Here is a 15,722-nt window from a genome sequence, read left to right as displayed (position 1 = left end):
TCTAAAAATCCGCTGAAGTGCTACTACATACCCTATGGTTTCTCTAACTATTTCTGGAATTTCAATAGAAGGTAATTTAATCGCCCCCGACTTAACCACGGAGTTTTTGTTGGGGGATATAAAAGGGCAGAATGCCGTAGATTTTGGTTTACCAAAAACGCAGAAGTTAGAAGATGAAATTGCGGTAGTTTGGGGAGATGCTAAAGCATTTTGGATCGCCTTTCAGCGCAGGTTAGCGCGATTAGATTCAAAGGATGCAGCAACAAGCTTAACGCGGGAATATTGGGCAATACCGCTGTTAGAATTATTGGGATGCCAACCCATTTATCAAGCAAAAGCAGAGGTAGTTGAAAGTCAAACTTATGCTATTTCTCACCGAGTAGAAGCTGGAGAAAATAAACCGCCTATTCATATTATTGGCTGTCGGGTGAGATTGGAAGAAAAACCGCCTGCGGGAATGCCCAGGTTGTCCGCCCATGCGTTGATGCAGGAGTATTTGAACCGCACAGAACATTTATGGGGAATTGTCACGAATGGGTTGCAGTGGCGACTATTGCGGGATTCGTCTTTGATGACAAGATTAACTTATATTGAGTTTGATTTGGAGCAAATCCTTAACGGGGATAATTTTGCGGAGTTTGGGTTATTTTACCGCTTGTTTCACCGTTCTCGGTTGCCACTGGGAATAGATGATGCAGATAAGTGTCTGTTGGAATTTTACCACCAAGAGGCGATTCAGCAGGGGGGACGAGTACGCGATCGCCTCCGGGATGGAGTGGAAAGGGCAATTTCCCGCTTGGGGACAGGATTTGTGCAGCATTCCAGCAACCAGCAGTTGCGGAAGTTGATTGAAGATAATTTATTAAAAGAGACGGATTTCTATCGGCTATTATTATTATTGATTTATAGGTTATTGTTTTTGATGGTGGCGGAATCGCGTAACTTGCTGTTAGCCGGAGAAGATGAAGAAAAAGCAAGAATTTATCGAGAGTATTACAGTATTGAACGGTTGCGGTTATTAGCAGAACGCCCTAGTTATCGGCGCGAGGGGTTCCAAGATATTTGGCAGGGATTGCGGGTAACGTTTAGTTTGTTTGATGAAAGTTGGCGAGGAGAATTGTTGGGATTATCTCCTTTGAATGGGGATTTGTTTGGTTCAAAGACTTTGAAAGACTTAGATAATTGCGCTTTAGATAATCACGATTTATTGTCTGCTCTTCGGGAGTTGTCATTATACGAACAAAAGGGGCAATTGCGACGGGTGAATTATGGAGCACTGGATGTGGAAGAGTTGGGAAGCGTCTACGAAAGCTTGCTAGATTTTCACCCGCAATTTCTGCGCCGAGATGGGATTCATCAGTTTGTTTTAGTAGGAGGTACAGAGAGAAAAACAACGGGTTCTTATTACACGCCACCCGGTTTAGTAGGACTGTTAATTAAAAGTGCCTTAGAACCTGTTATAGAGGATAAGATTCGTAGTTGCATTGAAGGGTTCCGTGAGGGTTCGGTAACAGCGCAAGATAAGGCTACAGTCCGAGAACGAACTGAAAAAGCATTGTTGAGTTTAAAAGTATGCGATCCGGCTTGTGGTTCCGGTCATTTTTTATTAGCAGCAGCGCGGAGAATCGGTAGGGAATTAGCCAAAGTTAGAACGGGTGGCGCCCAACCGACACCGGATGAGTTGCGGATTGCTGTGCGCGATGCCATTCAAAACTGCATTTATGGGGTTGATTTAAATTTGTTTGCTGTTGATTTGTGTAAGGTGGCGCTGTGGATTGAAGGGTTTTCTAAAGGTTTGCCATTAAATTTTTTAGATCACAGAATTAAGTGCGGTAATTCTTTGGTGGGAGTGTTAGATATAAAATGTTTGGATGAAGGGATACCGGATGAGGCGTTTAAGCCTGTAACGGGGGATAATAAAACTTTAGCAAGTCAATTAAAAAAAAGCAATAAAAAAGACCGCCAAGCTATAGAAAGTGGTCTACCTTTCTTGAATTTTGTTTATTTAGAAACCGAACGGAATCAATATGCTGCGAATTGGCGCGATTTGGGAGACATACCGGAAACTACAGCGGCAGAAGTCAAACAAAAACAAGCGCGATATCAACAAACTCACAGTCAGAATAATGTCAGATGGTGGCGTGATTATTCGGCGTGTAATTTGTGGACAGCGGCATTTTTTATGCCTATAACCGAACTGAATTTACAGTTGTTACCGACAACTGCGGCGTTAAGTCAGTTGTTGCAGGGGAATTCAATAACGCAAATGGTTGTGGAAGCAGCAAATCAGTTGGCGGAAGATAAGCGGTTTTTTCATTGGCCGTTAGAGTTTCCTGAAGTCTTTGAAGTTGGTGGGTTTGATTGTGTTTTGGGTAATCCACCTTGGGAGAGAATTAAGTTACAGGAAAAGGAGTTTTTTGCTTCTCGAAGTGTGGAAATTGCCAAAGCTAATAAAGCAGAACGTGAATCACTGATTAAACACTTGTCTAAAATTAAACCAGAATTGATACAAGAGTTTGAGGATGCGAAACATGATGCGGAGGCACAGAGTAAATTTATCCGAAAATCGGGACATTTTCCGTTAACTGCTGTTGGTGATTTTAATACTTATGCTGTGTTTGCTGAAATCAACTGGATGCTTATCAATGGAAAAGGTTGTAGTGGGTGTATAATCCCACCAGGAATTGCTACTGATGATTCTACTAAAAATTTTATTCAAGAATTAGTTAAAGCTTGTTCGCTAGTTAGTTTTTATGATTTTACCAACCGAGGCTATATTTTTCGAGCTTTAGAAAGTACCCATTCATTTTCTTTATTAACTATTTCTAAAACCGCCGTTAAAGAAGTTAACATAGCCGCTCAATTATGGAAAATTGATGATTTAAGGAAGCCTGGAAGAGTCTACAATTTGGCAGTTGAAGAAATAAAACTACTTAATCCTAACACATTAAATCTTCCAATACTTAGAACTACAGAAGATGTTATTTTAATAAAAAAAATATACTTGCGATTCCCTGTACTTGAAAATGTAGAATTACAACAAAATAAGTGGGGAATTAAGTTTTCTGCTATGTTTCACATGGCTAATGATTCCTCAACTTTTTTTCGTAAAAAAAACCAACTTGAAGAAGAAGGATGGACTCTTGAGAACAACTTCATGAAAAAAGAAGAAGAAAAATATATTCCTTTATATGAAGCCAAACTTACAGATATTTTTAATCATCGTCAGGCTACTTTTGCTGGTATTCCACCAGAGGATATGTATGGAACCCGTCCTCGTACAAATGAAGCTACCTTAGAGCAGCTTATCAAGCCTAATTGGGTTATTCTTCCAAGATATTGGGTACCTCTAAAAGAAGTTGAAGCAAGACTTCCAGCATTCTGGAAGTCTTCATGGTTGATTGGTTTTCGCAATGCTATAAGCGCTGTAGCAGATTCAAGGAGTGTAAGGTTCACTATTTTTCCTAGATTTGGCGTTGGTCACTCTATGCCCTTAATTTTTTCTGATCAAGAGCCTTATAAAATGAGTGCGCTAGTTGCTAACTTTAATGCCTTAATTTTTGATTATGTTGCTAAACAAAAAGCAAGTGGCGGAAATCTCAGCTTTTATGTTGTTCGCCAACTCCCTATCATTCCCCCCGACTGGTACACCCCAAAAGACATCAAATTTATCAGCGACAGAGTATTAGAACTCGTCTATACAGCCTGGGATATGCAACCCTTCGCGCAAGACATGGAATATGACGGCCCGCCGTTTATTTGGAATGAACAACGCCGCGCCATTTTACGCGCCGAATTAGACGCTTATTACGCCCAACTTTACGGACTCACCCGCGACGAACTGCGTTATGTACTAGATCCAAGTGATGTTTACGGCCCCGACTTCCCCAGTGAAACCTTCCGGGTGTTAAAGAATAGTGAGACTAAGAAATATGGGGAGTATCGAACCCAGCGGTTAGTATTGGCCGCGTGGGATATGTTAGGGTTTTAATAGGTACGTACTAGCGCTGTTTGCGCTATCTTACACTGCATTACGTACAAGGAGATAAAAAACATGACCCCATTAATTTTAAACAATCCAGAAACCGCCCCCATCACCGATGAGCAATTTTATCAAATTTGTATCGCCAACCGCGAATTAAAACTTGAACGTACATCCAAAGGAGACTTAATTATCATGCCACCTACCGGAGGAGGAACTGGAAAACGAAACTCTGATATTAACCTAGATTTAGGCTTGTGGAATAGGCAAACTCAATTAGGCGTTGTCTTTGACTCTTCTACTTGTTTTCAACTGCCGAATGGTGCCAAATTTTCTCCTGATGCAGCTTGGATACCCTTAGCAAAATGGGAATCGCTCACCCCCGAACAGCAAGAGAAATTTCCGCCAATTTGCCCCGATTTTGTCATAGAATTGCGATCGCCCAGCGATCCATTAAAACCCCTACAAGAAAAAATGCAAGAATATATTAACAATGGCACTCGTTTAGGCTGGTTAATCAACCGCAAAAACCGCCAAGTTGAAATTTACCGCCCTGGTCGAGAAAAAGAAATTTTAGATAATCCAACAACGCTATTAGGAGAAGATGTTTTACCCGGATTTGTTTTAGACCTTTCATTCATTTGGTAAAACTTAGGCAGCTTAAATAGTTACTAAAAACAGGGGAAAATGTACAAAGAAGAACAAATTAAAAACCTTTTTGGCGATGAAGCTCTTGATTATTTAAGAAATAAAAATCAAGGAGGTACTAGCAATCAAAAAGGAAGTGATTATGAAACTAATTTCACGGTCTATCAACTGGCTTTATTATTAAAGAGGGTCATCGAAGGAAATGAATTAATAAAATTTTCTACCCAGATTCCCGCCTTCGTTGATGATTTACTCATTGAATTTGCCACCAGCAATATCTTCAATCACTACCAGTTAAAAAACAGCAAAAACGTAACTTGGGGAAAGGAACTCAAATCTATAACCGACGATTTTGCAAAGCAACAAGAGTTAAATTTAGCCCATTCTAAAACTTCCAATCTTTACCTAGTAGTTTCTGCTCAGACCTTATGTACAGCGCTTAATCAAAATATTCCTAATAACATTAAATCATACAGTCAAGTTATCTACTTTCCACCGGAACCAAACTTAATAAAAATTCTCGCACAACAACCAGCTTTTCGAGAGGCGATAGAGTATTTATCAGCATTTGAAAAACCCGCCCCAGACAAGATAGAGTGTGTCGTGACGGTATTACTAGGCGCGTGGCTATGCAGTGATAAATCTGGCGTTTCCCTCATCAATGTCCTCAAGAAAGCTCAGGAGTCAAACCCCTCTTATATCCGTTCTTTCAGCCAAGAATTACAACTTGACCCCCAAGTAGAAAATATTTTAAGTAATATAGACAACTTCTCGTATAATCTGACTAAAGGTTTCCTACATTGGAGCTATAGAGATGGACTGGAAGAGGGGACATTGCCCTACAGTATTGACACTGACCGATTTAGGCGGTTTCAAGAACTGATTAAGAAAAATAACCCAACTTCCTTCGAGCAGTTAGAGACGTTTTTAATATGACCAGAAAATACTCATCCCTCATTAACAATCATATTCGCTCTTTACTTGATACCTTAGCAGACAAAAGTATTGAGGCTCAACAATATCAAGAAACCATGACTAAACTAGGGATGAGTTTAGGTGATGCTCTACTGACAAAAATAGATAAAGAGAAAAGTGTCTACCTCGCCTCTACAGTTGAAGATGCTGATTTTTTAGCCAGAGGAGTATTAACCCAACTAGAAAATCATCTCGATTCAGTTGCTTTTGCTTGCTTTTGGAATCAAAGATTTTCGCCCTTTGAAATCGAAGATTTGACAGCCGCACCCATCATCAAAAAATACCAGGAAAAAACCCTCAATGATGTCAACTATTTAATAGTCATTAAATCCATTATTTCAGGAGCTTGCGTAGTAAAAACTAACCTAATTAACCTAATCCAAACAATTACACCAGATAATATTATCATTGTTGCTCCTGTCATGTATCACACGGCGCAAGAAAAGCTTAAAAATGAATTCGACAAAAATATTTACGATAAATTCCAATTTATCTACTTTGCTGAAGATGACGAACGCACTCAAGAAGGAGAAGTAATTCCTGGTATTGGGGGGATGGTTTATGAACGTTTAGGATTTCAAGGACAAGATGACAAAAACCGATATATTCCTGAAATTGTCAAACAGCGTCGTTCTCAACTAATCAAGGCTTCTGTATGAAAATCCCCATCAAACTTCAAGACTTATTGCAACAAAATGAAGTAGCAATCGCCGCTACCAGCACCTTCATCGGTCAAGGTTTAGCAACCCTCGATTGCACAAGCATCGAATCCCTCACATCAGAACAAATTACCGCTTTATTTTCCCACATCCCCCCAGACTGGGATTCCACTAATTTATCAGAAATCTTTAACCCCGAAACCCTCAACGAAACCCTAAAAGAACAATTAATTAATTTCATCAATCAACGTTTAGGAAAAACCCCAAATTCCCTACTCTCTACTCCCCACTCCCCACTCCCTACTCCCCACTCCCAACAATTCCTAGACATCTTCCAACTCAGAAATGAAGTCATCGACGACTACCGCCAATACATCGAAAGCTTTCTAAAAATCCGCGACATCAGAGTTAGAGAATTCGTCAACCAAGAGCTTGACAAAGGGCAACTCTGGCCGAACCCCTTAATTCAACTTAACCCTGCCTATCAATCCGGTGCAGAAATCACCACTCTCATCAACGAAGGAATTCTACACCCAAAGTGCGATCGATATTTCTCCCGTTTTCGCTTTTACCAACACCAAGAAGAAGCATTCCGCAGCGCCTCTCGCCAAGAACCCTACGTTCTCACTACTGGCACTGGTTCCGGCAAAAGTATCAGTTACGTTGTCCCAATTATTGATGACCTATTACGCAATCCAGAAATCAAAAACGTCCGGGCAATCTTAGTTTACCCCATGAATGCCCTGATTAATTCCCAAGCCGAAGAATTCAAAAAATTTCTTAGTAAAGTTCCCGACAGTCCCATCCGCGTTGAAAAATACACCGGCCAAGAAAGCAATAGTAAAAAAAGCGAAATTCAAAACGACCCCCCACACATCCTGCTCACTAATTATGTGATGCTGGAATTAATGTTAACCCGTATCTACGAAGATAAATTAGTAACATCTCCCGACCTGAAATTTCTGATCTTAGACGAACTACACACCTATCGAGGACGGCAAGGGGCAGATGTTGCCTTACTCATCCGTAAATTGCGCCAAAGATGCGGCAAAAACTTGCTTTGCATTGGCACATCCGCCACCATGTCCAGCGAAGGCACTAGCGACGATCGTCGCCAAGCCGTTGCCACCGTTTCCAGCCAGCTATTCGGAGTCGAAGTCAAACCCGAAAATGTCATTGATGAAACCTTAAAAAAAGCTATCAATCGCCCCTATCCTAACATTAACGAACTGCGCCAAAGCTTAGAAAATCCTCTTCCCCCAGAATCCGAACAAACCGAAGACACCTTCAAACAACACCCCTTAAGCGCTTGGATTGAAATGAATTTTGGTCTAGCCGAAGAAGAAAGCGGCGATTTAGTCCGACGCACCCCGATTTCCCTACAATCCGGTGCACAAAGCTTAGCTGAACAAACCCAAATTTCCCCAGAGAAATGCCTGACTCACCTCCAGCAAATGTTCCTCTGGGGAAGTCAAACCAAAGGTTTAGCTTTTCGCCTGCACCAATTCATCGCCCAAGGTGGTAGCGTTTATACGACTCTAGAACCCCATTCTCAGCGTTTTCTCACTCTTGAAGGTCAATACACAACCACGAATAATCGCCTCTTATATCCCCTTGTTTTCTGTCGCGAATGCGGTCAAGATTACTATGCTGTCCGCTACGATTCTCACCGCAATACAGCAACCCCGCTGCTGCCAACCGCCATTGATTTAGATTTAGACAAAGACGACATTCAAGAGGGATATTTAACCTTAGATGAACCGGAACTCTGGGAAACAGCAGATGAAGACCGTTTGCCCGACCAATGGTTCAAATACACTAAAAAAGAAGGTCGCATCCCTAAAAAAGACTACGCCCGATTTATCCCTACAAAGCTCTACATTTATCCTGATGGCAGAGTTACTACAAGTGTTGTTGTCAAAAATTCCGATTCTGCACCAACAACCTGCTGGTTTATTCCCAAACCTTTCCTTACTTGCTTGCACTGTGGTATTGTCCACGATCGCAGAAAAAATGAATTTGTCAAACTGTCCCGCCTCAGTAGCGAAGGCCGCAGTACCGCAACTACATTACTGTGCCTTTCAACTGTCAGCCGATTAAAAAATAGTGCAGCTATCCTGCCAGAAGCAGCCAAGATTCTCAGCTTTACCGACAATCGCCAAGACGCTTCTTTACAATCAGGACATTTTAATGATTTTGTACAAACCAGTTTTTTAAGAGCAAGTTTAAATGGAGCGCTGCAAAGAACAGGAGAATTAAGGCACACCGACCTAGCCGTTGAAGTTGTCCAACAAATGGGGCTATCTCAAGAAGATTATGCCCAACAAACTGCCGAATACGGTATAGGAAAACGCCGAAATGAGGAAGCTTTTAAAGCTTTAATTGAATACAGACTTTATGAAGACTTGCGCCGGGGTTGGCGCATCGTACAGCCGAATTTAGAACAGTGTGGTTTATTAGAAATTGAATATGAAGAATTACAGGAAACTTGTGCCTCCACAACAGTTTGGCAAAAATATCCTCATCCAATTTTACTGCAAGCTACCCCAGAGCAGCGATTTTTTGTCGCAAAAGTGCTACTCGATTACCTGAGAAAAGAATTAGCCATTGATGCCGACCTGTTACAACCAGAAAATGTAGAAGGAATTAAGCGACAAGTTGCCCAAGCTTTAAATGAAACTTGGAAAATTGACCCCTATGAATATACTTATGAAGCAACTTGGGCAACTTTAGTCAGCGGTGAAAAACGAGAACGAGCCAAACTCAAGCTCACCGGAAAAAGTAAAATCGGCAATTTCCTGAAATCTCTCCGCGCTTGGCCTTGGTTAAATGTTCCTTTAAGCGAGTCTGAATACAAGTTCTTAATTGAAGCTTTAGTCAAAATTCTCTGCGATTCTGGTTACTTAAAACGAGAGGAGAATGAACTACAATTAAGAATTGACTGCATGATTTGGCAAGCAAAACAAATTAATCAAATTACTGCTGACCCCCTGAAAACAAAACGCTTGCAAGGAAGTACACAAAACGGTGTTGAAGTCAATCAGTTTTTTCAAAACTTTTACACACGCACGGCCCAAACCATAAAAACTATGGAAGGGCGCGAACACACAGGACAAGTCAATAATCAAAACCGCCAGCAGCGGGAAGAAAAGTTCCGAAACGGTCAGCTAGCAGCGCTGTTTTGCTCACCCACAATGGAACTGGGGATTGACATCAGCGACTTGAGCGTGGTGCATTTGCGAAACGTTCCCCCATCGCCTGCTAACTATGCTCAAAGAAGCGGTCGGGCCGGTCGTGGCGGTCAAGAAGCTCTCGTCATTACTTACGCATCTGCCGTTAGCGGACACGACCAATATTTCTTTAAACGGCAAGAGCAAATGGTAGCAGGAATAGTAGTGCCACCGAAATTAGAATTAGCTAATCAGGATTTAATTCAATCTCACCTTTACTCGCTGTGGTTGGCGCGTACCGGGGCTGATTTGGGCGATTCTATGAATCGAGTTTTAGATTTAGAGAAAGATGACTATCCCTTAAAAGAAAATTTGCGCTCTCAGCTAACGCTTACATCGGCAACTTTAGCGCAATGCGTTGTGGATGCTCAAACTATTCTTGGCGATACCTTCTGCCAAAAAGATTTAACGCGCAGTTCTTGGTATTCACCAGGCCGAATTCAATTTATTTTAGAAAATGCTTTAAAAACTTTTGACGGAGCGTGTGATCGCTGGCGTACACTTTACGAAGATGCCTTTACCCAATTAGAAGAAGCTCGCCGCGTGATCGACCGTTCAGCCAGAGGGGGAAGCACGATAGAGGAACGCCAGAAGGCTGAGAATTTAGAGAAGGAAGCGAGACGACAAATTGATTTACTCACGGGCCAATTTAACAAAGGCAAGGGTGCTAACGAGTTTGAATTTTACCCCTACCGTTATTTGGCTTCCGAAGGCTTTTTGCCTGGGTTTAACTTTCCCCGCCTCCCCGTCCGCGCTTACGTTCCTGCTGGTGAAAGTGGCGAATTTATTTCGCGACCGCGCAGTGTCGCCATCCGGGAATTTGCGCCCAGTAACGTTGTGTACTACGAGGGCAACAAATTCCAAATTGCCAAAACTAAAGTTCCCGCTAGCGGACTCGATTACAAACGAGTGGCTTTGTGTGCCAACTGTGGCTACTTCCACGAAGGCGACAAATTCCAGCGAGACACCTGCGAAAATTGCGGAACCAACATTATCTCTGACCGCCGGGGCAACTCGGCAAAACTCAACCGCGTGCTGCCAATGGATACTATGTTTACGCGCCGCCGGGAACGCATTACCTGTGATGAAGAGGAACGGCTTAAATATGGCTACAATCTGACAACTCACTTCCGCTACGCGAATCAAAAACAAGAATCAGCTCAAGTATTGGCGGCTGATGGTCGAGAGTTGCTGAAACTCTGCTATGGAGAAACAGCAAATATTTGGCGGCTCAATTGCGGGTTGCGACGTGCTGGGGAGCGGGGGTTTAAATTGGACGCTGCGACAGGGTTGTGGGGAGATCCGAGGGAAGAGTCAGCAACGCTTAACTCCCTGCAAACGCTACAAAATGAAATTCATTTAATGGTGGCTGACACTTGCAATATTTTAGTTGTGGAGCCTGTGGCGGTTCCTCCGCAAGAAGCGGAGGGTTTTTTGGCAACGTTCCAGTACGCTCTAGAGCGGGCTATTCAAGCAGAGTACAAGCTGGAAGGAGATGAGTTGGCATCTGAACGGTTGGGAGAAGGGAAGTATTTACTTTTCTGGGAAGCTGCGGAAGGGGGTGCAGGGGTGTTATCGCAAATTTTGGAAAATCCGCTGTCGTTTCAGAGATTGGCAAGGATGGCGCTGGATATCTGCCATTTTGAGGAACCTAAGCCAAGTTGTACTCAAGCTTGTTATGAATGTTTGCTATCGTACCGGAATCAGTTTGACCATCCGTTGCTGAACCGATATTTAGTAAGCTCTCTGCTAGAGGAAATGGCTAGTAGCAGTGTCAACCGACATGCTTCGGGTGGTTCTCGCGAACAGCAGTACGAGCGGATGCGATCGCAAACTGATCCCAATTCTGAATTTGAGCGAATAGTTTTGCAAGAAATTTACCACCGAGGTATGAAGTTGCCCGATCTGGCTCAACATTTGATTGCTGAGGCGAACAGCAAACCAGATTTTATCTACACAAAAGCTAAAGTTGCTATTTTTTGTGATGGTTCAGCCCATGATAGTTTGGAGCAACAGCAGCGCGATCTGATTGCTCGTGAAAATTTAGACTGGGTTGCTGGATATTACGTGATTTCTTTGCGATACGATGAGGATTGGCAATCTCAGCTTAGTCAGTTACCTTCTTTGATTGACTAATAGACGGCAGCGGACACAAGCCGAGCTTACCTTTGGTGTTGACGAAAGCGGATAACCATTTCTGAGCGGATGGCACCCGCCGGGGTGAAAACATCGATGACTTTCAAACTGCACGCTTCGGCAATACGGCAGGCGGTGTAGAGGCAAACTCCAAAGAGGGCGCGATCGTGATCGGTTTGCAAACCTTCATTGAACAAGAGTTCGATTTCCTCTTGCGTGAATATCTTGGCCTGCCCGTGTCCCTCTATTTTCATGCTTGGTGTATACCCGACCCGATACCAGAGAGTTTGCCGCAAATCTGGACTTCCCCCGTACAAATGTAATAAAATATCTAAAACATTGACCAATTATAGGTTTCAATTGTTGAGTGAAAAAACTGTACCCAAGTTAAAGCAATAGCCGTTTTGGCGATCGCGCAGAACGCAATAGATTCAATATAATTGGCGTAAGCTTGCAGGCGTGAATAACCTACATGGCTACAGAAATCTTACTCAACAATGGAAACTTTTGCAATGATAAACTTTTGAGCCTATGTAAGTATATTTGCAGGGGGAAGTCCAGGCAAATACTGCACTGCTGCATCGGTCGGGGGAATTTCTTAACGTAGCGCTCGCCCGAATCAGCAAGTTTAGTTCGGGCGATGGCAGTTCGGGTGTTGATAGCTATAGCGTGTTTAAATAGTTAAACTTTGGCTTAGGGTAAGATTTGCTGTTGAGAGTTATAAAGTCATACTGGTAAATCGTAAAAAGCTTTTGCGGAGGTCTTGATTACTACAAGGGTGAGGGAAGCTGGGTTGCTTCGATAGCGGAAAATTACTTTAAGGACTTGGAGATCTACATTGCTGGTGATGTGAATGAACTTAATCCAACTCTCGAAAAAACAGCAGTTCGCTTTTTTAACAACTTTAGTGCCGTTGAGTCAACTTAAAACTGATAAAGTTTAAATCAAAGATAGAATAATGCTTCAATTACTTTTGCTCACACCCCACTAGGCAATCTCTAATTCTCTATCTTACTGACGCACAACGAGATAGCCGCGTGTCTTTTTGGAAATTGAATCAGTAGTATTCATCGCTTTCCAAAGATTCTCCGTAGAAGCCCATACAGGCGGATATTTATAACTGGCTACGTCTTCAATCAGAAACCGATCGCTTGCCTCGTGATAGGCAGCAAGGGGAGAAATATGCCCGCTTTTACCTTGACCCAAAACAGAGCGTTGGTAGTTCACGATTATATAGTCGCCAGAACTGGCAAGGTTGGCTTTAGCTTGAGCGCGAAATTGGTTAAGTGTTGTCTCCGACGCATAGTAGACCTCAACTTTGACGTTGTGACTTCTGAGCAAGGCAGCTAATTCATCAAGAGTCATCCCGGAAAAAGTGACGGCATAAGAAGAGCGGATATTCTGGGTTTGACCGTCAAAAAAGGTGTCTTGGGTTAGGGGGCGATATCCCTGTCTTTTGCTGCCGAGTGCATTCAGAACCGTCACACTGCTAGCCACACCACAATAGGCTGGACGTTTTTGAGTTTCAATGTGGGTGCTAAGCGGTTGAAAATCCTGTTTGCTCTTGCTCTGGTTCAGTAGCTGTTGTCCTTGGGGTGATTCTAGAGAAACCAAAGTTTTGGGAAGTGGTAGTCGGTCAACAGAAGGTGGCGAGAAGGCTTTCCATGTAAAAACGCTTAAACCTGTGCCGAAGATTAGTAGAATACCACCTCCAGCTTTTATTAGTCGCCTTCGCCATCGGTGATTGCCAGACGTTTGATTTAAGTTCATATCTTCATCTCTCCCAAGAACTGTTGTGTAAAAAAGTCTTAGTCAGAATTTTTCGTTGGATAATTAAACATTACAACGTCTAAACCTTGCCATCTGGTTAGTAGCTCAAGTACCTATTGCCTTTGCTTTGGACATCATTATAGCAAGTCTTTTCATGGTTAAAATTTCATTATAATTAAGGAAAAACATTATTTTTATAAAGCGGTCTGAAAAACAGGGATTCTGTAATATAATTTTGAAATCTATGCCTGGGAGCAAGATTGCATCATGCCGCCAATGCCAACAGTCACAGTCAAATCAGGATACAAGCCACAATCTATCGATACCAGCATTGAAGCTGACGTGCTGATGTTTCAGCTCTTGCGACAGTTAACGCCCCAACAAAAAGTACAGCGGACTTGCGCTTTCAATCAAGCGGTGCGAAGGCTGGCAATATCTGGAATAAAGAACCAGTATCCCAATGCTACTGAGACAAAAGTTCGGCAAGAATTTATTAAAAGGTGCTTGGGTGCTGAGTGGATAGAAGTTTTATCAGACAGTAACGATTGGGGTGAACTCGTGATTGCAGATCCGATCGAATTAGCGCAAAAAATAGCCAGCATCTTGCTACCGCTGAATATTCCCTATGTGGTGGGAGGTTCGGTGGCAAGTTCGCTATTGGGAGAAAACAGATCTACGCAAGACTTGGACTTAGTGATTGACCTGGAATCGCGAACAGCACAGAAACTAATTGATGCCATGTCAGGTGAGTTTTACATCAGCGAGTCGGCTGTGACTGAAGCAATCGCTAAGTCAAAAACAGCACCCCGCGAATCATCGTTCAATGTTATATATTTGCCTTCTATGGAGAAAGCAGACATTTTTGTGATGAGCAGCGATGACCCTTTTTCAGCTTTGGTGATGAGTCGTCGTCAACTTTACCCTGTTAGCGGTTTAACAGAGCAGGGAATCTACATCTACTCGCCCGAAGATATCGTCCTGCAAAAACTCAGTTGGTATAAACTAATTCCTGGCGGTTCCCAAAAGCAGTGGAGGGATGTGTTGGGAGTTTTGAAGGTGCAAGGGGAACGACTCGATCTCGCTTACTTAAACCAGTGGGCTGTTACACTCAAACTAACAGATTTGCTCTCTGGAGCGTTGATTCAATCAGGATATTAAGCGTCGGCAATTGAGAATGAAACAAAACAAACAACAGCTTGCTATTGCTAAGAAAATCAAAAAGTGGATTCAAGCCACTAAGGAAGTTGAAAAAGCTCGACTTGCCATACCGATAACCAGGCTGACGAGTATCAAAAGTCTGTGCCCTGATGAAGTCGCCGCTGAAAAGTTTGCACTTTACATTGCTCGACTGGTGCAGCAGCAGATAAATCAGGCAATTTGTCCAGAACATTTCACAGATGAAGAATGGGCACAGCAACAACAGTTAGTGGATGAAGCAATCACACAGATGCAAAGTTACTTAGAAAATCCTAGTTACGAAAGCAGGCAATCTCTCAGAAACTTATTGAGAGACATTGATGGCTTGCAAAGGGATGACTACCGTAATTTTAGGTGGGCAACGGTGCGCTTTGTCCGCAGCGGAGATTTATTAAAGCTAGAGTATGCACTGCGGTGTTTCGTAGAGACAGATTTCCCCTATTGGGCTTACAAACTAGCTAGAGAATATGTAGAAGGCTATGGATTGCAGTCGGGTTCGGGTATCGTTGCTGAATCCGTACCCATGTTGTTAGAAGTCGCAGAATTTTGGTGTCAGTATTATTTCAATGAAAGTTTGAGCGAGAAATTTCCCGATGGGGACTATCGCTGTGTTCTACCCAACTCGTGAGAAGATCCCGTATTTACTGCATCTATTTTTAGGAGTCTTTCACAAACCCAACACTCTTGGCGATCGCATCTCCTAAAACTTCAGGAAACTGTGCCCAAAGAGCTAACTCAGTTGACAGTAAGTTACAACGCCAGAACGGTGAGTACGGTGGAGGAAGTGTAACAAATCTATCAGCAAACAACCCGCTCGCGTCAAAAAACGGCACGTCGCCCCGTGGCAAAAAAGCGATCGCGCCTGATCCACTGACCAGTCTTCTCCCTTATCAAATAGCACTCAAGCATATAAAATAGAAATTGACTGGCGGACAATGTGATTCAGGGTGAATGATTGGCTAATTGAGACCAGTCCGCCTCAAAGTGGTGATAGAAGTCCCTCAAACGCTGGAAATTACCGCTTCGGGCGATCGTTAAATGTTCTTCTTTAGACCTCTTGCGAAAGTCTTAGGAGATCGCTAGTTTGTCTTCCAAGAAAGTTCATAATTATAAATACCAGCGATC

9 protein-coding genes are annotated in these 15,722 nt (G+C 42.7%); 7 read left to right on the top strand and 2 right to left on the bottom strand.

All coding sequences use genetic code 11. The features are described from left to right. Window positions 1-34: 34 nt before the first annotated feature. The 5 genes from QUA40_RS12375 to QUA40_RS12355 all read left to right on the top strand — a co-directional run bounded on the left by QUA40_RS12375 (window position 35) and on the right by QUA40_RS12355 (window position 11,630). A complete protein-coding gene (locus QUA40_RS12375; RefSeq protein WP_333125837.1) occupies window positions 35-3,991 on the top strand; it encodes an Eco57I restriction-modification methylase domain-containing protein in 3,957 nt (1,318 codons plus the stop codon). A gap of 63 nt (window positions 3,992-4,054) precedes the next feature. Continuing rightward, complete coding sequence (locus tag QUA40_RS12370; protein ID WP_333125834.1) at window positions 4,055-4,630, top strand: Uma2 family endonuclease; 576 nt, start codon at window positions 4,055-4,057, stop codon at window positions 4,628-4,630. Window positions 4,631-4,669: 39 nt separating this feature from the next. Beyond that, on the top strand, window positions 4,670-5,566 hold the full coding sequence (locus tag QUA40_RS12365; RefSeq protein ID WP_333125831.1) for a hypothetical protein: 897 nt from the start codon (window positions 4,670-4,672) through the stop codon (window positions 5,564-5,566). Beyond that, the gene (locus QUA40_RS12360; RefSeq protein WP_333125828.1) at window positions 5,563-6,264 is read left to right on the top strand and encodes a hypothetical protein; all 702 of its coding nucleotides are present in this window, start codon (window positions 5,563-5,565) and stop codon (window positions 6,262-6,264) included. Before QUA40_RS12365 ends, QUA40_RS12360 begins: the two co-directional genes overlap by 4 nt. Beyond that, window positions 6,261-11,630, top strand: a complete 5,370-nt coding sequence (locus QUA40_RS12355) for a DEAD/DEAH box helicase (protein ID WP_333125825.1) — start codon at window positions 6,261-6,263, stop codon at window positions 11,628-11,630. Before QUA40_RS12360 ends, QUA40_RS12355 begins: the two co-directional genes overlap by 4 nt. A gap of 26 nt (window positions 11,631-11,656) precedes the next feature. Here the strand turns inward: QUA40_RS12355 and QUA40_RS12350 are convergent, their stop codons facing one another. Together QUA40_RS12350 and QUA40_RS12345 are read right to left on the bottom strand one after the other, a co-directional pair. Continuing rightward, window positions 11,657-11,977: a hypothetical protein gene (locus QUA40_RS12350; protein ID WP_333125822.1), complete on the bottom strand. Its 321-nt coding sequence runs from the start codon at window positions 11,975-11,977 to the stop codon at window positions 11,657-11,659. Between the two features lie 664 nt (window positions 11,978-12,641). Next, window positions 12,642-13,400, bottom strand: coding sequence for a phytochelatin synthase family protein (locus QUA40_RS12345; protein WP_333125819.1), 759 nt, complete (start codon window positions 13,398-13,400; stop codon window positions 12,642-12,644). A 267-nt stretch (window positions 13,401-13,667) separates the two neighbouring features. On the opposite strand from QUA40_RS12345, the gene QUA40_RS12340 reads away from it, so the two are divergent. Beyond that, window positions 13,668-14,558 carry a hypothetical protein gene (locus tag QUA40_RS12340; protein ID WP_333125817.1) on the top strand — a complete coding sequence of 297 codons (891 nt, stop codon included), beginning with the start codon at window positions 13,668-13,670 and terminating at the stop codon, window positions 14,556-14,558. Window positions 14,559-14,574: 16 nt separating this feature from the next. Next, on the top strand, window positions 14,575-15,225 hold the full coding sequence (locus QUA40_RS12335) for a hypothetical protein (RefSeq protein ID WP_333125814.1): 651 nt from the start codon (window positions 14,575-14,577) through the stop codon (window positions 15,223-15,225). Window positions 15,226-15,722: the final 497 nt, after the last annotated feature.

This window comes from Microcoleus sp. Pol11C3, assembly GCF_036701485.1.
Lineage (GTDB): Bacteria > Cyanobacteriota > Cyanobacteriia > Cyanobacteriales > Microcoleaceae > Microcoleus.
Note: the sequence above shows the minus strand (reverse complement) of the source record. Positions and strands in the feature narration are given on the sequence as shown.

Coding starts and splice junctions, on each gene's coding strand:
- QUA40_RS12340 (WP_333125817.1), top strand. CDS start 13,668: ATGCCGCCAATGCCAACAGTCACAGTCAAATCAGGATACAAGCCACAA.
- QUA40_RS12360 (WP_333125828.1), top strand. CDS start 5,563: ATGACCAGAAAATACTCATCCCTCATTAACAATCATATTCGCTCTTTA.
- QUA40_RS12355 (WP_333125825.1), top strand. CDS start 6,261: ATGAAAATCCCCATCAAACTTCAAGACTTATTGCAACAAAATGAAGTA.
- QUA40_RS12365 (WP_333125831.1), top strand. CDS start 4,670: ATGTACAAAGAAGAACAAATTAAAAACCTTTTTGGCGATGAAGCTCTT.
- QUA40_RS12335 (WP_333125814.1), top strand. CDS start 14,575: ATGAAACAAAACAAACAACAGCTTGCTATTGCTAAGAAAATCAAAAAG.
- QUA40_RS12370 (WP_333125834.1), top strand. CDS start 4,055: ATGACCCCATTAATTTTAAACAATCCAGAAACCGCCCCCATCACCGAT.
- QUA40_RS12375 (WP_333125837.1), top strand. CDS start 35: ATGGTTTCTCTAACTATTTCTGGAATTTCAATAGAAGGTAATTTAATC.
- QUA40_RS12345 (WP_333125819.1), bottom strand. CDS start 13,400: ATGAACTTAAATCAAACGTCTGGCAATCACCGATGGCGAAGGCGACTA.